At 57.1% G+C, this 20,658-nt stretch carries 18 protein-coding genes; 1 reads left to right on the top strand and 17 read right to left on the bottom strand.

Annotation, left to right across the window (positions count from 1 at the left end; translation table 11 throughout):
* Positions 1-8 precede the first annotated feature (8 nt).
* The 6 genes from menH to CNE01S_RS08100 all read right to left on the bottom strand — a co-directional run bounded on the left by menH (position 9) and on the right by CNE01S_RS08100 (position 5,653).
* Positions 9-782: a 2-succinyl-6-hydroxy-2,4-cyclohexadiene-1-carboxylate synthase gene (menH, locus tag CNE01S_RS08125; protein ID WP_061274977.1), complete on the bottom strand. Its 774-nt coding sequence runs from the start codon at positions 780-782 to the stop codon at positions 9-11.
* On the bottom strand, positions 779-2,449 hold the full coding sequence (gene menD / locus CNE01S_RS08120; RefSeq protein WP_061274975.1) for a 2-succinyl-5-enolpyruvyl-6-hydroxy-3-cyclohexene-1-carboxylic-acid synthase: 1,671 nt from the start codon (positions 2,447-2,449) through the stop codon (positions 779-781). Before menD ends, menH begins: the two co-directional genes overlap by 4 nt.
* A gap of 82 nt (positions 2,450-2,531) precedes the next feature.
* A complete protein-coding gene (menF, locus tag CNE01S_RS08115) occupies positions 2,532-3,833 on the bottom strand; it encodes an isochorismate synthase MenF (RefSeq protein WP_061274973.1) in 1,302 nt (433 codons plus the stop codon).
* Positions 3,834-3,944: 111 nt separating this feature from the next.
* Positions 3,945-4,241 carry a stress response protein ElaB gene (elaB, locus tag CNE01S_RS08110; RefSeq protein WP_039305055.1) on the bottom strand — a complete coding sequence of 99 codons (297 nt, stop codon included), beginning with the start codon at positions 4,239-4,241 and terminating at the stop codon, positions 3,945-3,947.
* A 49-nt stretch (positions 4,242-4,290) separates the two neighbouring features.
* Positions 4,291-4,758, bottom strand: coding sequence for a GNAT family N-acetyltransferase (locus CNE01S_RS08105; RefSeq protein WP_061274971.1), 468 nt, complete (start codon positions 4,756-4,758; stop codon positions 4,291-4,293).
* A gap of 37 nt (positions 4,759-4,795) precedes the next feature.
* Positions 4,796-5,653 carry an NmrA family NAD(P)-binding protein gene (locus CNE01S_RS08100; RefSeq protein ID WP_061274969.1) on the bottom strand — a complete coding sequence of 286 codons (858 nt, stop codon included), beginning with the start codon at positions 5,651-5,653 and terminating at the stop codon, positions 4,796-4,798.
* Positions 5,654-5,766: 113 nt separating this feature from the next.
* Here CNE01S_RS08100 and CNE01S_RS08095 point away from each other — a divergent pair, with 113 nt between their 5' ends.
* Complete coding sequence (locus CNE01S_RS08095; RefSeq protein ID WP_061274967.1) at positions 5,767-6,669, top strand: LysR family transcriptional regulator; 903 nt, start codon at positions 5,767-5,769, stop codon at positions 6,667-6,669.
* A gap of 55 nt (positions 6,670-6,724) precedes the next feature.
* Here the strand turns inward: CNE01S_RS08095 and nuoN are convergent, their stop codons facing one another.
* The 11 genes from nuoN to nuoC all read right to left on the bottom strand — a co-directional run bounded on the left by nuoN (position 6,725) and on the right by nuoC (position 20,585).
* The gene (nuoN, locus tag CNE01S_RS08090; RefSeq protein ID WP_038480890.1) at positions 6,725-8,182 is read right to left on the bottom strand and encodes an NADH-quinone oxidoreductase subunit NuoN; all 1,458 of its coding nucleotides are present in this window, start codon (positions 8,180-8,182) and stop codon (positions 6,725-6,727) included.
* Positions 8,183-8,188: 6 nt separating this feature from the next.
* A complete protein-coding gene (gene nuoM, locus CNE01S_RS08085; RefSeq protein ID WP_038480887.1) occupies positions 8,189-9,718 on the bottom strand; it encodes an NADH-quinone oxidoreductase subunit M in 1,530 nt (509 codons plus the stop codon).
* Between the two features lie 121 nt (positions 9,719-9,839).
* Positions 9,840-11,681 carry an NADH-quinone oxidoreductase subunit L gene (gene nuoL / locus CNE01S_RS08080; RefSeq protein ID WP_061274965.1) on the bottom strand — a complete coding sequence of 614 codons (1,842 nt, stop codon included), beginning with the start codon at positions 11,679-11,681 and terminating at the stop codon, positions 9,840-9,842.
* Positions 11,678-11,980, bottom strand: coding sequence for an NADH-quinone oxidoreductase subunit NuoK (nuoK, locus tag CNE01S_RS08075; RefSeq protein WP_008459783.1), 303 nt, complete (start codon positions 11,978-11,980; stop codon positions 11,678-11,680). Before nuoK ends, nuoL begins: the two co-directional genes overlap by 4 nt.
* Positions 11,977-12,534 (bottom strand): NADH-quinone oxidoreductase subunit J, encoded by a 558-nt coding sequence (gene nuoJ, locus CNE01S_RS08070; RefSeq protein WP_061274963.1) that lies wholly within the window; start codon positions 12,532-12,534, stop codon positions 11,977-11,979. Before nuoJ ends, nuoK begins: the two co-directional genes overlap by 4 nt.
* A 10-nt stretch (positions 12,535-12,544) precedes the next feature.
* A complete protein-coding gene (gene nuoI, locus CNE01S_RS08065) occupies positions 12,545-13,087 on the bottom strand; it encodes an NADH-quinone oxidoreductase subunit NuoI (protein WP_008459780.1) in 543 nt (180 codons plus the stop codon).
* Between the two features lie 14 nt (positions 13,088-13,101).
* The gene (gene nuoH, locus CNE01S_RS08060) at positions 13,102-14,079 is read right to left on the bottom strand and encodes an NADH-quinone oxidoreductase subunit NuoH (RefSeq protein ID WP_038480872.1); all 978 of its coding nucleotides are present in this window, start codon (positions 14,077-14,079) and stop codon (positions 13,102-13,104) included.
* The gene (gene nuoG / locus CNE01S_RS08055) at positions 14,076-16,799 is read right to left on the bottom strand and encodes an NADH-quinone oxidoreductase subunit NuoG (RefSeq protein ID WP_061275109.1); all 2,724 of its coding nucleotides are present in this window, start codon (positions 16,797-16,799) and stop codon (positions 14,076-14,078) included. Before nuoG ends, nuoH begins: the two co-directional genes overlap by 4 nt.
* 128 nt (positions 16,800-16,927) lie before the next feature.
* Entirely contained in the window at positions 16,928-18,274 is a 1,347-nt protein-coding gene (gene nuoF / locus CNE01S_RS08050) for an NADH-quinone oxidoreductase subunit NuoF (RefSeq protein ID WP_045783300.1), read from the bottom strand.
* On the bottom strand, positions 18,271-18,771 hold the full coding sequence (gene nuoE, locus CNE01S_RS08045; protein ID WP_008459776.1) for an NADH-quinone oxidoreductase subunit NuoE: 501 nt from the start codon (positions 18,769-18,771) through the stop codon (positions 18,271-18,273). Before nuoE ends, nuoF begins: the two co-directional genes overlap by 4 nt.
* A 2-nt stretch (positions 18,772-18,773) precedes the next feature.
* The gene (gene nuoC, locus CNE01S_RS08040) at positions 18,774-20,585 is read right to left on the bottom strand and encodes an NADH-quinone oxidoreductase subunit C/D (RefSeq protein WP_096753965.1); all 1,812 of its coding nucleotides are present in this window, start codon (positions 20,583-20,585) and stop codon (positions 18,774-18,776) included.
* Between the last annotated feature and the right edge of the window lie 73 nt (positions 20,586-20,658).

Below are 20,658 nucleotides of genomic sequence, written 5' to 3'. Positions count from 1 at the left end.
AGAGATCCTTACAGGTCATAGTGACGAAAGAGGGTTAGGAGCGTGGAACTAAACGCAGCGGGAGCTTCCCGATGTGCGTTATGCCCGGCGCCAGAAATCAGTGCCAGAGAGCAACCAAGCTCTGCGGCAACGGCGCGAAACTTTTCGTCTCGCTCACCGCACAAATAATGAAAAGGAACGGCCAACTGGCTTAGCGGCTCACGCAAATCAGGCTGGGAGGCAAGCGAAGTCGCCTCAAGCATTCGGGCCAACGCCTGCGGATTGTTTTGCACACGCAGGGCGACTAGTTCGGCACGCTGTTCGCCGCTTAACGAACGGAAGACCGGCTGCTGGTACCAGTCGTCAAGCACGGTCTGAAAGTTTTCATGCGTCAGGCGCTGCGCCCAATGGGCATCACTCAGCGCCCTCGCCTCGCGTTCTGCTTCGCCGTTTAGACCGGGATGGCCGCCTTCAACGACTAGCCCACGCAGACCTTTCGGTTCTGGCTGGCAGGCGTGATACATCGCGACTCGCCCACCGAGGGAGTAGCCGACTAGCCAATAATTATCGATGCCGTGATGTTTGAGGGTATTTCGTAGCGCGCTATCGACCTCGGCAAAGTTCTGCACGGGGACGTCGGCGGAACCGCCGTGGCCGGGCAAATCTATTCTGAGCTGCGGCCAGTCGGGAAAATGAGGCTCAAACGCTTCCCATTCCTGACGGCTGCCAAGAAAACCGTGCAGCCAGACAATCCACGGCAGAGTTGAACGGCGGCCCAAATGCGGGACGGCATGAAGGATCATGCCTGGCTAACCTGGGCCAGCAGGTGCTGCAGCGTTTGGGCCCCGGCGGTTTCCGGGACGGTGATTTCAATCACCGTGGCACCAGGGCGAAGCCAGGCCCGGCGAACGGCTTCTTCAAGCGCCTGCCAGTTTTCTGGGTTCTGATAACCCAGCCCAAACATGGCCGCAGCGTGGGAGAAGTTCACGTTTTGCGGCATACAGTAAAAACGCTCACGTTCTTCGGCAGGCGTCGGCAAAAGTGAGAAGATCTGCCCCCCGTTATTGTTGACCACCAGCAGCACAAACGGCGCCGAGGCGTGGCGCAGCAACGCCAGCGCGTTGAGATCGTAAAGGGCAGAAATATCGCCGACTATCGCGAGCGTGGAGCGTGCCGTTGCCCGCTGAACGCCCGCGGCGGTGGACAGCAGGCCGTCAATGCCGCTCGCGCCCCGGTTGCTGTAAACCGGATACCCAACGGGAAGCTGGGCGAAAGCGTCAATCAAGCGAACAATTAAGCTGTTGCCAACAAACAGCTGACCGCCTTCAGGCAGCAGCAGCGGCAGGCGCTGAGCAACCTGTGCCTCACCAAATTCGCTTGTGCCTTGCTCAACCTTTTCCAGCGTCTGCCAGGCAAGAGACGTTAATGTCTCGGCCCAGGGCAGGCGTTTTTCTGCCGGATGTTTTTCCAGCCAGGCTTCAACGCTGGCAACCAGACGGCGGCCACGGTGGTTGGCAGGATCAAGACGCCCGGGCTGCACATCGACCAGCCAGTATTCTTCTGGTCGGCAGGCGGCCTGCCACTGAAGAACGCGTTTTCCTGTCAGGCTGCCGCCAAACTGAATGACTATTTGCGCCTGCTCCAGGCAGGCAACGGCCTGGCTATTACTCAGCCACAGATCCGCGCACGGCAGCGGCTGCCCGGTCTGTGAAAGCACATCGCCGATGAGCGGCCAGCCGAGCATTTGCGCCCAGGCCGCGACCTGTTCACCTTCGCTGGCGGAAAGTCGCCCGGCCACCACCACGCCGCGCTTTTGCCGCCAGAAAAACCAGTCCCTTTGCTTCGGCACGGTATTTTCGTGGACCTCACGCAGCCAGGGCGCGTTGCCTTCCCACCAGCCTTCCAGCTGGTTCTGCCAGTCAAGGCCAGTGTCATCCGGCGCGCCGTAAAGCGGCTCGGCAAACGGGCAGTTGATGTGCAGTGCGCCACCGCTTAGCTGGCCGACGGCGCTGTCGACCGCAGACACCAGCCAGTTGGCGGGAATATCGTGCGTCGGGCGAGGCAGGTTAAGCACAGCGGAAGGATGGGAGCTGAACAGCCCCGACTGGCGAATCGCCTGGTTTGCGCCGCAGTCGATAAGCTCCGGCGGGCGGTCGGCCGTCAGCAAAATCAGTTTTTCGCCGGTCAAACCGGCTTCTATCACGGCAGGATAAAGATTGGCCACGGCGGTGCCAGAGGTGACGATGATTGCCACCGGCTCGCCGCTGGCCTTTGCCAGTCCAAGCGCCAGATGGCCCAGGCCGCGTTCATCAAAATGGGTGTGACAAATGAAACTGCGGTTATCCGCCGCGCTGAGGGTCAGCGGCGTGGAGCGGGATCCGGGCGCGATACACACGTGCCGCACCCCATGTCGGGTCAACGCTTCGAGTATGACGCCCGCCCAGCGGCGGTTAAATGAGCTTATCGACATAATATTGTCCGCAGTCAATTTCGACTATTGATTATAAATACTATGGAAAGAGTTAAATTGATTTGCGTCGTGAATAGATTATTCAGTTGCCGCCGCCAACCAGCAGCGTCTTCAATCCAGCCGCTTTGTTTTCAATTTCCTGCCACTCTTCTGCGGCCACCGAGCCGGCGACGATGCCCGCCCCAGCATAAAGACGAACGCCGGTGTGGCTTACTTTCGCCGAGCGCAACGCCACGCAGAACTCCGTTTGATGGTGGGACAGGTAGCCTGCGGAGCCTGCATACCATTCACGCTCAAAAGGCTCGTTCGCGGCAATAAATGCGCGGGCAAGTTCGCGCGGCAGGCCTGCCACCGCCGCGGTTGGCTGTAGCTGATGGAGGCAAAGCGCATCATCCTGACGCTTGAGCTGCGTCCAGATGCAGCGGCGAAGATGCTGAACTTTGCGCAGCCGCATCACCTGCGGGGGCAGCACGTCCAGCGCGCCAACCGCGGCCTGCAAGCGCTGGCAGATGTCTTCTACCACCAGCATATTTTCGCGCTGGTTTTTGTCATCTTTCAGCAGCCACTGCCCTAATTTAGCGGCCTGGGCATCGTCGGGATGGTTTGCCACCGTTCCGGCCAGGGCCTCAGTTCGCAGCGCGTCGTCGATTCTTCGCCACAGACGCTCCGGGCTGGAGCCAAGAAAGGCGTTTTTCGCATCAAACGCCATCAGGAAATGGTAGCAGTTCAGGTTAATCCGGCGGCTGGCGGCCATAAACCCTGCGGCAGAAACCGGGGATGAAAACGCCAGGTCGGTGGCCCGGGCCAGCACAACTTTATCCAGTTCATGCTGGCTAATAGCGCTCACAACCTGGTCTACCAGGCGGTGCCATTCAGGCTGTTCCGGGAGATGGGTTTCGCCGAGGCATTTGAGGTTTAGCTGCGGGAGAAGTTTTGCCGGCAAAAGCTGCTCAATAAATGCGGCGGCTGCTATCGCGTCCTGCTTTAGTGACGTTTCACTGTACAGATGCAGCCAAAGAAACGCCTCCCCGCCTACGCGCCGCCATTCCACGCGCGAGAGAAACAGGAAACCGTTAGCCGGGTCGAAAGCATTTAACCCCCAGACGCGCAAAAAAGGCTGTTCCGGGTGGGACTGTAAAAATGTCTGAGCTTCTTCCAGGGCAGAAAAACTCAGCAACGCGCCCAGCGCGGCAACTTCTTCGTTACCGCTGCGCTGCTGCCAGTAAAATTGAGGATAGAGCGATTGGGCAGTTAGCCAGGCGAGAGGATCGGAGGCATCACTCAGCGTGACCGGCACACACAGGCGCTGAAGGCCCGGCGCATCCGCAAATTCTCCTGCTAATTCCTGCTGCATTTGCTGCAGCGCTACGGCTACTGAATTCACGTTTACCTCACGCTCCGTAAAAACCCCTGATTATACGTGGTCGTTACCACAAAAAAAAATCCTACCCAGGGGGTAAGATTCTTTATTTGCCGTTTGCAGGCGTGGTCAAGATTATCGGCGGAGCAAAAGCCCAATCACCAGCCCGACTGCAGCCCCGATGCCAATGCCCTGCCAGGGCTTTTCGTGCACGTAATCATCGGCGCGGTATACCGCTTTTTTGGTGCGGTAATAGTAAGTGTCGGAAGCGTTGCTGATGCGTGCTTTGACGTCATTCAGCGCCTGTTCGGCCTTTTCCTTTAGCTCAATATACTTCTGGTCAGCCGGATCGCCGGAGGCGCGAAGCACTTCTTCCAGCGTGTCGCTTAAAAGTGCGAGGTCATCATCAAGACGAGATTCATACGGTTGCATCACTGTTCTCCGTGTTAAAAAATTTCTCGTCCGCTAACTATAGACAACATCAACAGGTTTCGCCCGCCAGGCTGTTCGCCATCCCGATATGCGGGATACCATCTTCGTCATAGACTTCGGTTACCGGGTGGAAGCCAAACTGAGCATAAAAGGCCTGTAAATGCGCCTGTGCACCCAGGTAAATCGCGCGTTCAGGCCACTGACGCTGACAGGCGGCAAGCGCCTGAGTCATTAGCTGTTGCCCAAGCTTTTCGCCACGTACGGATGCATCGACAATAACCCGGCCAATGACCACCGGCTCCAGATCGTTATCGCTCTTAAGAATGCGGGCGTAGGCAATTAATTTGCCGTCCCGCCAGCCGAGAATATGGCGGTTTTCTCCCACCAGATCCTCACCATCAACATCCAGATAAGCGCAGCGCTGCTCAACAATAAAGACTTCACAGCGCAGGGCCAAAAGGGCATAGAGGTCGGTGGCGCTCAGTTCAGAATGGTGTAAATCCTGCCAGTTAAGCATTGAAAAACTCCTGTTGATTCAGGCGCCACCTGATGGGTTAGTGATGACGCTCAAGCAACTGTTTTAGCACAGTTTCCAGAGGTGTGGCAGCTTTCACCGTTTCCCCGGCGAAATCGATCCAGCCTTCGTTGAAGCCGTCCAGCATTTTCATACGCGGGAGCGGATTTTTCATGCCTTGAGCAAGGAAATCTGCTTCCCAGTTTTCACGCGGAACGGCCTTTACCGTTACCGGTTGCCCCAGAACCTGAGAGAACGCTTCAGCTGCCAGCTGCGGGCTGTAACGTTGCGGCCCTTCCAGCTCGACAATACGAGTTCCTGATTCCGGCTGAACCAGCAATTCGGCGGCAAGCTGGCCGATATCCACCGTAGCAATCATCGGGATGGCTCGCGCCAGCGGCTGCAGGTGGCTGTAGATAATCCCGGTCTCTTTGGCACTTTCCACATCCCAGAGGAAGTTCTCCATAAACCAGCCCGCGCGAAGGAACACGACGGAATCACAAACATCCGTGAGCTCTTTTTCCATCAATCCCAGCGCATTCAGCAGGTTTGGCTGCGTCGCCTGCGCCCCGATAGTGGAAAGACAGACCACGTGTTGCGGGCGAGCAGCGAGCAATGCGTGCCTGATGGCCGCGATATGAGCTCTTGGTTCAGCCATATTCCCTGAAGGATCGAACACCGGCGGCAGCAGGATAAAGACCGCTTCAGCCCCGTTGAAGGCTTTGGCCAGCGCTTCACCCTCGTGCATTTCTGCCAGCGCAATGTCAGCGCCCTGCTGTGCCCAGGGCTGCCCTTTAGCTTCAGAGCGGACGACAGCCCGAATCTCATGTCCTTGAGCAAGCAATGCTTCTGCCAGTGCGCCGCCAACTTGCCCGGTAATACCTGTAATTGCGAACATAATGTTTCTCCAGTTTGAGATCCCACCACAGGGTGTGGACGGCATTATGCGGATCCGGCTATGTTGTATCGATAGCACCATAGGCAATTCACTGATGACTTTGAGGCACTAATATGATTTTCAACGATCGGACATTTGACGGCCTGTCCGTGTTTACCGCCGTGGTAGAAAGCGGCACTTTTGCCGCCGCCGCGGAGGTGATCAATATGTCGCCACCGGGGGTGAGCCGGGCGATTGCCAGGCTGGAGAAACGCCTCGGTATCCGACTCTTTGATCGCACCACCCGCGCGGTGGCATTGACGGTAGAAGGCAAAGAATTTTACCGCCAGATCCTGCCGCTTCTAGTCGCGCTGGAAGACGTGACCAGCACCGCGTCTCTCTCCACAAAGGCGGTTACCGGCAGGCTCAGGGTGAATATCGATCCGTTCTTTTCCAGCCTGATTTTGGGGCCTCAGCTGGAAACGTTTATGTCCCGCTATCCCGAACTCGAACTGGATCTGGTGACCAGCGATCGGCTGGGAGATATGATTGGCGACGGTTTCGATCTCGCGATTCGCTTTGGCGTACCGCGCAATAGCACGCTGGTGGCAAGAAAGCTGCTGGAAACACGCATCATGACGGTCGCCACCCCCGCCTATCTGGCGCGACATGGCAGGCCTGAAACACCGCAGGCGCTACTGGCGCACACCTGCATTCATTTTCGAGATCCGGAAACAGGCCGGCCGTTTGAGTGGGAGTTTCATCGTAAGGGAGAGGTGATTAAAGTCCCTGTCAGCGGACGCCTGACGCTGAACGACGCCCGTACTTTGCATGAAGCCTGTCTGAGCGGGCACGCTATTGCCCAGATGATGACGTTTGGCTCCGGCGAGTTGGTGAAAAAGGGGCAACTGGTGGATTTATTTCCCGACTGGCCTGACGAGCGCTTCCCGCTTTATGCTTACTACCCTTCACGTATCAATCCCGCCGCACGCACCCGCTGTTTTCTGGATTTTATTCTTGAGTTGGCCAAAGGCTGAGCCCATAAAAAAACCGCCAACAAGTGGCGGTTTTTGAACGGTTTCGTAAACCCGATTACATCAGCGGCTGTGCTAACTGCACCAGGCTGATAAGCGGCTGCGGATAAACCCCCAGCAGCAGCACCAGCAGGGCGGAAATCAGCACCACCACGCCGCCCGCGGTCAACGCCCAGTTAGATGGGGTATCACGGTTAAGCTGCTGAGGTGCGCTCAGATACAGGCTCACGGTCACGCGCAGATAGTAGTAAAGGCCGATGGCGCTGCCCAGAACCACGGCACCGGTCAGCCACCACAGATGGGCCTGAACGCCGACTGCGATGATGTAGAACTTGCCGATGAAGCCCAGGGTCATTGGAATACCCGCCAGGGAAAGCATCATCACGGTCATTACCGCAGAAAGCACCGGCTTGTGCCAGAACAGACCACGATAGGAGAACAGTGAGTCGGCATCCGGGCCACGGTACGGGCTGGACATCAGGCTAACCACGCCGAACGCACCCAGGCTGCTGAACAGGTAAGCGGCCAGATAAACCCCTACCGCTTCCATCGACATATTGCCAGTCTGCAGCGCAATCAGCGCCACCAGCAGGTAACCAAGGTGAGCGATGGACGAATAGCCCAGCAGACGCTTGATGTTGGACTGGTTCAGCGCCATCAGGTTACCGAAGAGGATGGAGGCGAAGGCGATAATGCCCAGCACCACACGAACCGCTTCGCTGTTGCCCACCGGCGCGTAGAGGAACAGACGCATCACCACGCCAAAAATGGCGATTTTGCTGGCGGTTGCCAGGAAGGTGGAGACCGGGGCAGGTGCGCCCTGGTAAACGTCTGGGGTCCACAGATGGAACGGCACCAGAGACAGCTTGAAGCCAAGACCGACAATCATCAGGCCCAGACCCGCCAGCAGCAGAGGTTCGTGCAGCATGTTGTCCGCCAGGCTCTTACCGAGGCTAACAAACGACAGGCTACCGGACTCAGCGTAAACCAGCGCCATACCGAACAGCAGGAAGGACGATGCCGCCGCTGACAAAATGGTGTACTTGATGCTGGCTTCCAGAGAACGCTTCTGGCGGAAGGCATAGCCGACCAGGCCGAACAGCGGCAGAGAGATCAGCTCAATGCCGAGGAACAGTGCCGCGAGGTGGTTCGCGTTAGCCAGCAGAATACCGCCGAGGGCGGCAATCAGTACCAGCAGGTAGAACTCTTCGCGGTTGTCGGTGTAGCCCTGAAGCCACGGGTAAGCAAAGGTACAGGTCGCCAGGCTCGCCAGCAGCACCAGCCCGGTGTAAAGCATGGCGTAGCCGTCAACGCGCATCAGCGGGGTGACGTCCATCGCCCCTGCCTGACCCACAAACCACAGTGAAATCAGCGCGGCGTTAAGGCCGATAACCGACAGCGTAGCATTCAGAAAATGGTCGCGTCGCCACGCAATGGAGAGCATCACAACCACCACCGTCAATCCGACGATCAACAGCGGTAGCAGCGCGATCAAGTGTTGAGGAGTTATTGTCATGGCGAATTACGGCCTTGTAGTAGAAAGTGAACTGGTAAACCACTGCTGAATATTGCTCATCGCAGAATGCGAGGTATCCAGAATCGGCTGCGGGAAGAAGCCCAGCAGAACTAACAGCACCACCAGCAACAGAATGATAAAGAACTCGCGCATGGACATGCCAGGCAGCTGTTTATCGCTGATTTCGCTCTTAGCTTTCCCGAAGTAAGCACGGTGCAGCATCGCCAGGGAGTAAACAGAAGCGAAGACCAGACCGAAGGTTGAAATCACGGTAATGACCGGCACAACGTGGAAGCTGCCGAACAGGATCATAAATTCACCGACGAAGTTACCGGTCCCAGGCATACCCAGGGTGGCAACAGCGAAGAACATCGACAGGCCCGGCAGCCATTTAATTTTATTCCACAGGCCGCCCATCATGCGCATGTCACGGGTGTGCAGACGCTCATAAAGCTGACCGCAGATGATGAACATACCCGCTGCGGACAGACCGTGGGCAATCATCTGAATCACCGCGCCCTGGTAAGCCAGCTGGTTGCCGGTGTAGATAGCAATCAGCACGAAGCCCATGTGGGAAACGGAGGTATAAGCAATCAGGCGTTTAATATCAGTCTGAGCAAAGGCCATCCACGCGCCGTAGAAGATGCCGATGACACCCAGCCACATGGCGATCGGCGCGAACTCCGCAGACGCTTCAGGGAACAGCGGCAGAGAGAAGCGCAGCAGGCCGTAGGCCGCGGTTTTCAGCAAGATACCCGCCAGGTCAACGGAACCCGCCGTCGGTGCCTGAGAGTGCGCATCCGGCAGCCAGCCGTGAAGAGGAACCACCGGCATTTTTACCGCGAAGGCAATAAAGAAGCCCAGCATCAGCAGCCACTGCACGCCGTGGGACATCGGCGTTTTCAGCAGCAGTTCATAGTTGAAGGTCCAGACGCCGGTTGCGTTGTAGTGCACAAACACCAGACCCAGGATGGCAATCAACATCACCAGACCACTCGCCTGGGTATAGATGAAGAACTTGGTTGCAGCGGTAATACGCGTCTTCCCGTCGGAGGCTTTGTGGCCCCACAGCGCAATCAGGAAGTACATCGGCACCAGCATCATTTCCCAGAAGAAGAAGAACAGGAACATATCGATGGCAAGGAACACGCCGATAACGCCACCGAGGATCCACATCAGGTTGAGGTGGAAGAAGCCCTGATATTTTTCGATTTCATTCCAGGAACAAAGTACCGCCAGCACGCCGAGCAGGCCGGTCAGTACCACCATCAGCAGCGACAGACCGTCGAGCGCCAGGTGAATTTCGATGCCAAAACGTGGGATCCACGGCAGAACAAATTCAGACTGCCACTGCGGTAAACCCGCCGCCTGCGTCAGTGAGTAGCCACCCTGCAACCACAATTGCAGAGAGAGAGCCAGTGTCAGCCCCATGGTAATCAGCGCTATCCAGCGAGGCACTTTCACGCCGAAGCGTTCGGTCTGCCAGCAGAAGAAGCCGCCGATAAAGGGGATTAGTATTAGCCAGGGTAATAGCATGGCGTTTGAGTCCCTAAGTCAAAATAATTCTTAAACATCGCTCACTTCCCAGCGCCAGAGGAGGTATTAAGCCCCACTCCGACCCTCTCTCATCAGAGAGAGGGGGATGGAAGAAATCCTGTTAACGCAGAACCAGCAGCAGGCCGAGCACCACAACGGCCCCGATGCTCATAGACGCAACATACCAGCGCAGATAACCGTTCTCGCTCACCAGCAGGCCGCGGCCAGCGAAGCGGGAGAGAACTGCCGGAATGTTCATCAAAGCATTCAGCGGGTCACGGCGCAGCAGCCACGCAATACCGAGGAACGGCTTGACGAAAATCATGTCGTACAGCCAGTCGAAGCCCCAGGCATTGAACCACCAGGTACCGAAGAAACGCCCAGGTGCGCTGTTCGCAAGCGACGTCACCAGAGTACGTTTACCCAGCCACAGGAAGGCGGCAATCAGGATACCGGCAATGGCGACGACGCCGGAGATAATCTCCAGGGTCAGCACGCTGCCGTGCGCAAGTTCAGTGGTTTCCGGCAGTACGCCGCGCAGCGGTGGCACAATCATTGCGCCAACGAAGGTGGACAGCACCAGCAGAACAACCAGCGGCAGGTGGTGGGTAATCCCCTTCCCTGCGTGAGCGTGAATTTTTTCTTCACCGTGGAACGTAATGAAAATCATGCGGAAGGTGTAGAGCGAAGTCATGAACGCCCCGACCAGGCCCGCAACCATCAGGTTGATGTGGCCGTTCGCCATCGCACCGGCAAGAATTTCATCTTTACTGAAGAAGCCTGCGGTAATCAGCGGCAGAGCGGACAGCGCCGCGCCCCCAACCAGGAAGCAGACATACACCAGCGGAATGGACTTACGCAGGCCACCCATCTTGAAGATGTTTTGTTCGTGATGGCACGCCAGAATCACCGAGCCGGATGACAGGAACAGCAACGCTTTAAAGAACGCGTGGGTCATCAAGTGGAAGATTGCCGCATCCCACGCCTGCACGCCCAGCGCCAGGAACATGTAGCCAATCTGGCTCATGGTGGAGTAAGCGAGTACGCGTTTGATGTCTGTCTGTACCAGCGCGGCAAAGCCTGCCAGCACCAGCGTAACGGCACCAACGATACCCACCAGATGCAGAATTTCCGGAGTCATCAGGAACAGACCGTGGGTACGGGCAATCAGATAGACGCCTGCGGTAACCATGGTGGCCGCGTGAATCAGTGCAGAGACAGGGGTTGGACCCGCCATCGCATCCGCCAGCCATGTTTGCAGCGGAAGCTGTGCAGATTTACCAACCGCACCGCCCAGCAGCATCAGGGTTGCCCAGGTCAGCATCTGGTTACCGGCAGCAAAGTGCTGCGGCGCCAGTTCAACCATTTCGCGGAAGTTCAGCGTACCCAGTTCGTTGTAGAGAATGAACAGGCCAAAGGCCAGGAACACGTCGCCCACGCGGGTCACCACGAACGCTTTCATTGCCGCCGCGTTGTTCTTCGGATCGGTGTAGTAGAAACCAATCAGCAGGTAAGAACAGAGGCCCACGCCTTCCCAGCCGAGGTACATCAGCAGCAGGTTATCGGCAAGAACCAGAACCACCATGCTGGCGATGAACAGGTTGGTGTAGGCGAAGAAGCGGGAGTAACCCTCTTCGCCGCGCATGTACCAGGACGCGAACATGTGGATCAGGAAGCCGACGCCAGTAACCACAGAAAGCATGGTCAGGGACAGGCCGTCCAGCACCAGGTTGAAGCCGATGTTAAAGTCACCGACCGCCATCCAGGTCCACAGCGGCTGAGTAAACGCCTGCTGCCCGTTGTTAAAGAAATCAACCCCGGCAATAGCGGTGACAACCGCCGCCAGACCTACTGAGCCCATCCCGATGGTTGCGGACAGGTTTTCTGACCAGCGGCCGCGGGAGAATGCCAACAGTAAAAAGCCAATCAATGGCAGAACAATGGTTAACCAGAGAAGGTTCATCCACGCATCTCACTTACTGAATCGATATTCAGATTCTGGCGACGACGATGGAGCTGCAGTAACAGCGCGAGGCCAATACTGGCTTCGGCAGCAGCTAAGCTAATCGCGAGTATATACATCACCTGACCGTCAGCCTGGCCCCAGTAGCTGCCGGCAACCACGAAGGCCAGCGCGGCGGCGTTAATCATCACTTCCAGGCTGATCAGCATGAACAGCAGGTTGCGGCGAATGACCAGACCGGTCAGACCCAGCACGAACAAAATGGCGGCGAGGATCAGTCCATGTTGCAGCGGGATCATACGTTCTCCTCCGTTTTTCTTCTCACGGCCATGTCAGCAGGGCGATTGCTCAGCACCTCGCCGACACGGTCTTCACGACCCAGGTGGAACGCAACGACCAGACCTGCGAGCAGCAGCATGGAGGCCAGCTCCACCGCCAGAACGTAAGGCCCGAACAGCGCGATACCGACCTGTTTCGCATCGATAGACGTGCCGTCGATGCCCTGGTCGTTAACGGTGCGGATTGCGTAAATCAGAACCACCAACAGGACTGCAGACAGGATACCAGGCCCGATCCACAGCTGCGGCTTCAGCCACTCGCGTTCCTGCTGCTGAACCGCGTTACCGAGGTTGAGCATCATCACCACGAAGACGAACAGCACCATGATAGCCCCGGCGTAGACGATGATCTCCAGCGCACCGGCGAAGTAAGCCCCGAGGGAGAAAAATACCCCGGAGATCGCCAGCAGCGAGATGATCAGGTACAGCAGCGCATGCACCGGATTGGTGTGAGTAATCGTCCGAAGGGTCGTCAGGACGGCCACAATGGCGCAGATATAAAAAGCGAATTCCATTCCTGACTCCTTAAGGTAACAGGCCTTTGACGTCGATAGGCTTGGCTTCGTTTTCCGCTTCGCCCTTATCTTTGCCGTCGATTGCCATACCTGCCATCCGGTAGAAGTTATATTCCGGGTATTTGCCCGGACCGGAGATCAGCAGATCCTCTTTCTCATACACCAGATCCTGGCGCTTGTACTCACCCAGCTCGAAGTCCGGGGTAAGCTGAATCGCGGTGGTCGGGCAGGCTTCTTCACACAGGCCGCAGAAGATGCAGCGAGAGAAGTTGATGCGGAAGAACTCCGGATACCAACGACCGTCTTTCATCTCGGCTTTCTGCAGGGAGATACACCCTACCGGGCAGGCTACCGCACACAGGTTACAGGCTACGCAGCGCTCTTCACCGTCCGGGTCGCGCGTCAGCACGATACGGCCACGGTAGCGCGGCGGCAGATACACTGGTTCTTCCGGATACATGCGGGTTTCGCGCTTGGCGAAAGCGTGCATGCCGATCATCCAGATACTGCGTACCTGGGTGCCGAAACCAACCACTAACTCTTTCAATGTCATGGTTTTTTCACCCCTTATGGTGCCTGGTAAAGAATGACCGCGGCGGTCACCAGCAAGTTGATAAGCGTCAGCGGCAGGCAAACTTTCCAGCCGAAGGACATCACCTGGTCATAACGCGGACGAGGCAGTGCGGCGCGAATCAAAATGAACATCATCATGAAGAACGCGGTTTTCAGCGCGAACCAGATGAACGGCGGTAACCACGGGCCATGCCAGCCACCAAAGAACAGCGTCACGATCAGTGCAGACACGGTGACGATGCCGATGTATTCCCCGACGAAGAACAGACCGAACTTCATACCGGAATATTCGATGTGATAACCATCAGCCAGTTCCTGCTCGGCTTCCGGTTGGTCAAACGGGTGACGGTGGCAAACCGCAACGCCGGCAATCGCGAAGGTCACGAAGCCGAAGAACTGCGGGATAACGTTCCACAGATTCGCCTGGTTGTTGACGATGTCGGCCATATTAAATGAACCGGCCTGCGCCACCACGCCCATCAGGGAAAGTCCCAGGAACACTTCATAGCTCAGGGTCTGCGCGGAAGCACGCATCGCACCAAGCAGGGAGTATTTGTTGTTACTGGACCAGCCAGCGAACAGCACGGCATAAACCGCCAGGCCCGCCAGCATCAGGAAGAACAGGATCCCGATGTTCAAGTCCGCAACCACCCAGCTTGGGCTGACCGGCACAATGGCAAAGGCCAGCAGCAGCGAGGTGAACGCGATCATCGGCGCAAGAGTAAAGATCACGCGGTCAGAGAACTTAGGGATCCAGTCCTCTTTAAAGAACATCTTGATCATGTCCGCAACCAGCTGGAGTGAACCACCCCAGCCTACGCGGTTTGGTCCATAGCGGTTCTGGAACAGACCGAGCAGACGGCGCTCGCCGAAGCTCATGAATGCGCCACAGGTCACCACGACCAGCAGAATGACAACCGCTTTGAGGATGCTCAGCAGAATGTCGATAACTTCCGGTGTCAGCCAGCTCATTGCGCAGCCTCCTGCAGATTTTCAAGACGAGCACCGGCAAGCACTGGCGCAATTCCCGGCATCCCCATCGGCAAGCCAACCTGCCCTGCAACCAAACCTTCGGACAGCTGCAGCGGTAGACTCAGCGTCTGGCCTTCGTAGCTGAAGGAGATCAGGCTCCCGGCGTTAACGCCAAGTTTCGCGGCATCGGCCGGGTTCAGCTTGATGTAAGGCTCAACCATACGCTTCTGGAACACCGGAGAACGCTGGGACATCTCGTCGCTACCAAACAGGTGGTAGTACGGCGCGATACGCCATTTTCCCTCTTCCGCATGGAAGGTATCCGGCACGGAAGTGAAGTAATCCAGACCCGTTTCAGAGGCTTCAATCAGGCGCACGCCCGGATCGCCGTGGCGCAGATGACCGCCCACTTCAGCCTGGAATTTGTTCCATGCCTGTGGGGAGTTCCAGCCTGGAGCCCAGGCAAATGGAATCTGCTGACGGTCGGCCAGCGGGCTGTTGTTCCCTTCCATAGAGAAGGCGAACATCGTGTCTTTATCCTGCGGCTGACGCGGTTCGTGCACGCTGATGTTGGCGCGCATTGCGGTGCGTCCGCTCGAACGGATAGGAGAACGGGACAGCTTCTGACCTTTAATGCGGAAGGAAGCATCCGGCGCGGCTTCTTTAATACCGGCCATCTGAGGCAATGCCTTCACGCAGGCATCAATCACGTGGTCAAGCTGCGTCCAGTCAACGTCGCGGCTCTGCACGGTGCTGTGCAGCGAGTGCAGCCAGCGCCAGCTTTCGAACATCGTCACGCTGGTGTCGTAGTAAGCCGGGTCATAAACCTGGAAGAAGCGCTGGGCGCGACCTTCGTTGTTAATGACCGTACCGTCACTTTCTGCAAAGCTTGCCGCGGACAGAACCAGATGGGCTTTGTCCATGATGTCCGTACGCTGATGGTCGATAACCATCACCAGAGGGGCTTTGCTCAGCGCAGCGTCTACGCGAGCGGCAGAAGCGTGGCGATGCAGATCGTTTTCAAGTACCACTACCGCATCGGCAGCGCCGCTTTCCAGCTCGCTCAGGGCGTCTTCCAGAGAACCGCCGCCGATCATGCCGAGGCCAACGCTGTTAACCGCACGGGCAATCATGGTGACGCCGACGTCCGCACCGCGACCTTTCAGCGCTTTAGCCACGTTGGCCGCAGCCTGAATCACCGCTTCGCTACCGGCGTTAGTTCCAGAAACAATCAGCGGCTTCTTCGCGCCGGCCAAGGCCTGCACGATCACGTCGACTTTATTCTTCAGATCACGATCCAGCTCAACGGCCGGAGAGTTGCTGTCCAGCGCATTGGCAATCGCAAAGCCAAGACGAGCCTGATCTTCAACCGGCGCGCGGTAAGTCCATGCGGCGATATCATCCAGGCGGGTGCTGTCTACGTTGGTCACGAACAGCGGGTGCTTAGCGTTCTGACCGATGTTCAGGATTGCGGCAATCTGCCAGTCAGCAACTTTCTGTGCCGCTGCCATTTCACGAGCCTTCCCTTTCACCGCCTGGCGAATAGCCAGTGCAGCGCGAGCGCCGGTCTGGGTAACGTCTTCGCCCAGAATCAGCACCGCATCGTAAGATTCGATTTCACGCAGAGCAGGGGTATGAATGCCGCTTTCACGCAGCACTTTCAGCATCAGCTGCAGACGAGCCTGCTCACCGGCCGCAATGCCCGTGTAGAAATTGTCGGCCCCAACCAGCTCACGCAGAGCAAAGTTGCTTTCCACGCTCGCACGCGGAGAACCGATGCCGATCACTTTCTTCGACTGACGCAGGATATCCGCAGCGCCCTGCATCGCCTGCTCGGCGTTCAGGGTAATGAGGTCATCGCCACGGCGCTGAATAGGCTGACGCGGACGGTCTTTCAGGTTGACGTAACCGTAACCGAAACGGCCACGGTCACACAGGAAGTAGTGGTTCACGGTGCCGTTGTAGCGGTTTTCGATACGACGCAGCTCACCGTAACGTTCACCCGGACTGGTGTTACAGCCCAGCGAGCACTGCTGGCAGATGCTCGGTGCGAACTGCATATCCCATTTACGGTTGTAACGCTCGGAGTGCGTTTTGTCGGTGAATACGCCGGTCGGGCAAATCTCTACCAGGTTACCGGAGAACTCGCTTTCCAGCGTGCCGTCTTCCGGGCGACCGAAGTAGACGTTATCGTGCGCGCCGTAAACGCCCAGATCTTTACCGTCTGCGTAGTCTTTGTAGTAACGCACGCAGCGGTAACAGGCGATACAGCGGTTCATTTCGTGAGAGATGAACGGACCGAGATCCTGATTGCGGTGAGTACGCTTGGTAAAGCGATAGCGACGGAAGCTATGACCGGTCATGACGGTCATATCCTGCAGGTGGCAGTTACCGCCCTCTTCACAGACCGGACAGTCATGCGGGTGGTTAGTCATCAACCACTCCACAACGCTTTCACGGAACTGTTTCGCTTCGCCATCATCAATAGAGATGAAGGTCCCGTCGGAGGCCGGTGTCATACAGGACATCACCAGGCGCCCACGGGTGTCTTCCGCGTTCTGATATTGCTTCACCGCACACTGGCGGCAAGCACCGACGCTGCCCAGCGCCGGATGCCAGCAAAAATAAGGAATATCAAGGCCGAGGGAGAGACAAGCTTCTAGCAAGTTGTCTGCTCCATTGACCTCGTATTCTTTGCCGTCTACATGAATCGTAGCCATAGTCAGCATGCTTCCAGTTGGCCTGAATAACTTCAGGCGTTAATCAAAAATTCTTGTGCAATGCACCCTCACCCGTTTTCGCTTTCTCCCTCGCCCCTTAGGGGAGAGGGCCGGGGTGAGGGGCGATATCACCAGCGCGTTTTTAACAGGTTCGGCTGAATGCCATTAATGGCACGCAGATTTCCGTAATCCTGTTTGGCAATGCCTGCTTCGAATTCGTCGCGGAAATATTTAATCGCACTCTGCAATGGCTCAACGGCACCCGGCGCGTGGGCACAGAAGGTTTTACCCGGTCCCAGGTGGCGGCACAGCTGCTCGAGGGTTTCGATATCCCCCGGCTGCCCTTCGCCACGCTCAAGCGCGCGCAGGATTTTTACGCTCCACGGCAGACCATCGCGACACGGTGTACACCAGCCGCAGGATTCACGGGCAAAGAACTCTTCCAGGTTACGCACCAGCGGCACCATACCGATTTCATGGTCTACCGCCATTGCCAGCGCCGTACCGAGACGGCTGCCTGCTTTACCAATACTTTCAAATTCCATCGGCAGATCGAGGTGCGCTTCCGTCAGGAAGTCGGTCCCCGCCCCGCCCGGCTGCCAGGCTTTAAACTTCAGGCCATCACGCATGCCGCCGGCGTATTCTTCCAGGATCTCACGTGCTGTGGTCCCGAAAGGTAATTCCCAGACGCCAGGGTTTTTCACGCGGCCAGAGAAGCCCATCAGCTTGGTGCCGGCATCTTTACTCATGCCGCCGCCAATGCCCTGGTACCACTCAACGCCGTTCGCCAGAATCGCAGGCACGTTGCACAGGGTTTCGACGTTGTTTACACAGGTCGGTTTACCCCATACGCCGCTGGAGGCCGGGAACGGTGGCTTGGAGCGAGGGTTCGCACGGCGACCTTCCAGGGAGTTAATCAGCGCGGTTTCTTCACCGCAGATATAACGCCCTGCCCCGGTGTGCACGATAAGCTCGAAGTCGAACCCGGAACCCAGAATGTTTTTGCCAAGCAGGCCTGCTTCAGTGGCTTCAGCGATTGCGCGGCGCAAATGAACAGCCGCTTCAATGTACTCACCGCGCAGGAAGATGTAGCCACGGTAAGCCTTAAGCGCAAAGGCGGAGATCAGCATGCCTTCCACCAGCAGGTGTGGCAGTTGCTCCATCAGCAGGCGGTCTTTATAGGTGCCCGGCTCCATTTCATCGGCGTTACACAGCAGGTAACGGATGTTCATGGACTCGTCTTTTGGCATCAGGCTCCACTTCAAACCGGTGGAAAAGCCCGCGCCGCCGCGCCCCTTCAGACCGGCGTCTTTTACCGCATTAACGATTTCATCTGGGGCCATGCCGGTCAGCGCCTTACGCGCGCCTTCATAGCCGTTTTTGCTGCGGTATTCGTCGAGCCAGACAGGCTGTTTGTCATCACGCAGACGCCAGGTCAGCGGATGCGTTTCGGCAGTACGAATAATCGTCTTCATTTATACTGCTCCAGCAAGTCAGGGATGGCTTCCGGCGTCAGATGGCTGTGAGTGTCCTCATCAATCATCATGGTCGGCCCCTTGTCGCAGTTACCCAGACAGCAGGTTGGCAGCAGGGTGAAACGACCATCAAACGTGGTCTGGCCCGGTTTGATGTTCAGTTTGGCTTCGATAGCCGACTGAATGCCCTGGTAGCCGGTGATATGGCAAACCACGCTGTCGCAGTAGCGAATCACGTGACGGCCTACCGGCTGGCGGAAGATTTGGCTATAGAACGTGGCCACGCCCTCTACGTCGCTGGCCGGGATACCCAGCACATCAGCGATAGCGTAGATAGCGCCATCCGGTACCCAGCCGCGCTGTTTCTGAACGATTTTCAGCGCTTCGATAGAGGCCGCACGGGCATCTTCGTAATGGTGTTTCTCGTGCTCAATCGCCTCACGCTCTGCCGCACTCAGCTCAAAAGCCTCAGCCTGGTTTTGTTGGTTATCGTGCATAGTTAGCGATCCACATCAGACATTACAAAATCGATACTACCCAGATAGACAATCAGGTCTGAAACCAGGCTGCCGCGGATCGCCGCCGGAATTTGCTGCAGGTGCGCAAAGCTCGGGGTACGAATACGGGTACGGTAGCTCATGGTGCTAGCGTCACTGGTCAGGTAGTAACTGTTAATCCCTTTCGTTGCCTCAATCATCTGGAAGGATTCGTTGGCCGGCATAACCGGGCCCCAGGAAACCTGCAGGAAGTGAGTGATCAGGGTTTCGATATGCTGCAGCGTGCGCTCTTTCGGCGGCGGCGTGGTCAGCGGGTGATCCGCTTTGAACGGGCCGGCTGGCATATTTTTCAGGCACTGCTCAAGGATGCGCAGGCTCTGGCGAAGCTCTTCAACTTTCAGCATGACGCGGGTGTAGCAGTCGCTGATGCCACCGCCAACCGGTACTTCGAAGTCGAAGTTCTGGTAGCCAGAGTAAGGGCGGGCCTTACGCACGTCGAAGTCGATACCGGTAGCGCGCAGACCAGCACCGGTGGTGCCCCACTCCAGCGCTTCTTTCGCGGTATAGGCCGCAACGCCCTGAGAACGGCCTTTCAGAATGGTGTTGCGCAGCGCGGCTTTCTCATAGGAATCCAGGCGCTTCGGCATCCACTCGAGGAACTCTTTCAGCAGACGCTCCCAGCCCTTCGGCAGGTCGTGTGCAACGCCGCCGATACGGAACCAGGCCGGGTGCATACGGAAGCCGGTGATCGCTTCCACCAGATCGTAGATTTTCTGACGATCGGTAAAGGCGAAGAACACCGGGGTCATGGCGCCCACGTCCTGGATAAAGGTGGAGATGTACAGCAGGTGGCTGTTGATACGGAATAGCTCGGAAAGCATAACGCGGATAACTTCAACGCGCTCCGGCACAACAATGCCGGCCAGCTTTTCAACCGCCAGCACGTAAGGCATTTCGTTGACGCAGCCGCCGAGGTATTCGATACGGTCGGTATACGGAATGTAGCTGTGCCAGGACTGGCGCTCACCCATTTTCTCTGCGCCGCGGTGGTGGTAGCCGATATCCGGCACGCAGTCGACGATCTCTTCGCCGTCCAGCTGCAGGATGATACGGAAAGCACCGTGTGCGGAAGGGTGGTTTGGCCCCAGGTTCAGGAACATGAAGTCTTCATGCTCGCTGCTGCGCTTCATGCCCCACTCTTCAGGCTTGAAGGTCAGCGCTTCCATTTCCAGATCTTCTTTCTGTTTAGTCAGGATAAACGGATCGAATTCTGTGGCGCGCGCCGGGTAGTCTTTACGCAGCGGGTGGCCTTCCCAGGTCGGCGGCATCATGATGCGCGTCAGGTGCGGGTGGCCATTAAAGGTGATGCCAAACATCTCCCATGTTTCACGCTCGTACCAGTTGGCGTTCGGGAAGATTTTCGTCAGCGTCGGCAGGTTGAGATCGTTTTCAGACAACGCCACCTTGAGCATGATATCGCGATTGCGTTCAATGGAAATCAGGTGGTAGAAAACGGAAAAATCCGCAGCCGGTAATCCGTTGCGGTGTGTGCGTAAACGCTCATCCATGCCATGCAGGTCGAACAGCATAACGTAGGGTTTTGGTGATTTCTTAAGGAAATCGACCACTTCCAGTAACTGTTCGCGCTTAACCCAAACTACGGGCACCCCGGTGCGGGTTGGCTGAACGGTAAAGGCATCCGGCCCAAAACGGTTACGCAATTCGCCAATGACCGGATCATCCAGGTGATCCCTTGTCTGCCAGGCTGGCATAGCGGCGTCTTGCGCGGTTAAATCGGTCATAGTTCTCACCATTGCAAATGGTTCTGTGGTGACTGCGCTCAGTGCCTTTGCTTTTATAGTATTGATATACAAAGACGCTTACTGA

Origin of the sequence: Cedecea neteri NBRC 105707 = ATCC 33855 (assembly GCF_001571265.1) — a bacterium.
GTDB lineage: Bacteria > Pseudomonadota > Gammaproteobacteria > Enterobacterales > Enterobacteriaceae > Cedecea > Cedecea neteri.
Note: the sequence above shows the minus strand (reverse complement) of the source record. Positions and strands in the feature narration are given on the sequence as shown.

Excerpts from the sequence above, each read along its gene's own strand:
- menH (WP_061274977.1), bottom strand. The coding sequence starts at position 782 with ATGATCCTTCATGCCGTCCCGCATTTGGGCCGCCGTTCAACTCTGCCG.
- menD (WP_061274975.1), bottom strand. The coding sequence starts at position 2,449 with ATGTCGATAAGCTCATTTAACCGCCGCTGGGCGGGCGTCATACTCGAA.
- elaB (WP_039305055.1), bottom strand. The coding sequence starts at position 4,241 with ATGCAACCGTATGAATCTCGTCTTGATGATGACCTCGCACTTTTAAGC.
- CNE01S_RS08105 (WP_061274971.1), bottom strand. The coding sequence starts at position 4,758 with ATGCTTAACTGGCAGGATTTACACCATTCTGAACTGAGCGCCACCGAC.
- CNE01S_RS08100 (WP_061274969.1), bottom strand. The coding sequence starts at position 5,653 with ATGTTCGCAATTACAGGTATTACCGGGCAAGTTGGCGGCGCACTGGCA.
- CNE01S_RS08095 (WP_061274967.1), top strand. The coding sequence starts at position 5,767 with ATGATTTTCAACGATCGGACATTTGACGGCCTGTCCGTGTTTACCGCC.
- nuoN (WP_038480890.1), bottom strand. The coding sequence starts at position 8,182 with ATGACAATAACTCCTCAACACTTGATCGCGCTGCTACCGCTGTTGATC.
- nuoM (WP_038480887.1), bottom strand. The coding sequence starts at position 9,718 with ATGCTATTACCCTGGCTAATACTAATCCCCTTTATCGGCGGCTTCTTC.
- nuoL (WP_061274965.1), bottom strand. The coding sequence starts at position 11,681 with ATGAACCTTCTCTGGTTAACCATTGTTCTGCCATTGATTGGCTTTTTA.
- nuoK (WP_008459783.1), bottom strand. The coding sequence starts at position 11,980 with ATGATCCCGCTGCAACATGGACTGATCCTCGCCGCCATTTTGTTCGTG.
- nuoJ (WP_061274963.1), bottom strand. The coding sequence starts at position 12,534 with ATGGAATTCGCTTTTTATATCTGCGCCATTGTGGCCGTCCTGACGACC.
- nuoI (WP_008459780.1), bottom strand. The coding sequence starts at position 13,087 with ATGACATTGAAAGAGTTAGTGGTTGGTTTCGGCACCCAGGTACGCAGT.
- nuoH (WP_038480872.1), bottom strand. The coding sequence starts at position 14,079 with ATGAGCTGGCTGACACCGGAAGTTATCGACATTCTGCTGAGCATCCTC.
- nuoG (WP_061275109.1), bottom strand. The coding sequence starts at position 16,799 with ATGGCTACGATTCATGTAGACGGCAAAGAATACGAGGTCAATGGAGCA.
- nuoF (WP_045783300.1), bottom strand. The coding sequence starts at position 18,274 with ATGAAGACGATTATTCGTACTGCCGAAACGCATCCGCTGACCTGGCGT.
- nuoE (WP_008459776.1), bottom strand. The coding sequence starts at position 18,771 with ATGCACGATAACCAACAAAACCAGGCTGAGGCTTTTGAGCTGAGTGCG.
- nuoC (WP_096753965.1), bottom strand. The coding sequence starts at position 20,585 with ATGGTGAGAACTATGACCGATTTAACCGCGCAAGACGCCGCTATGCCA.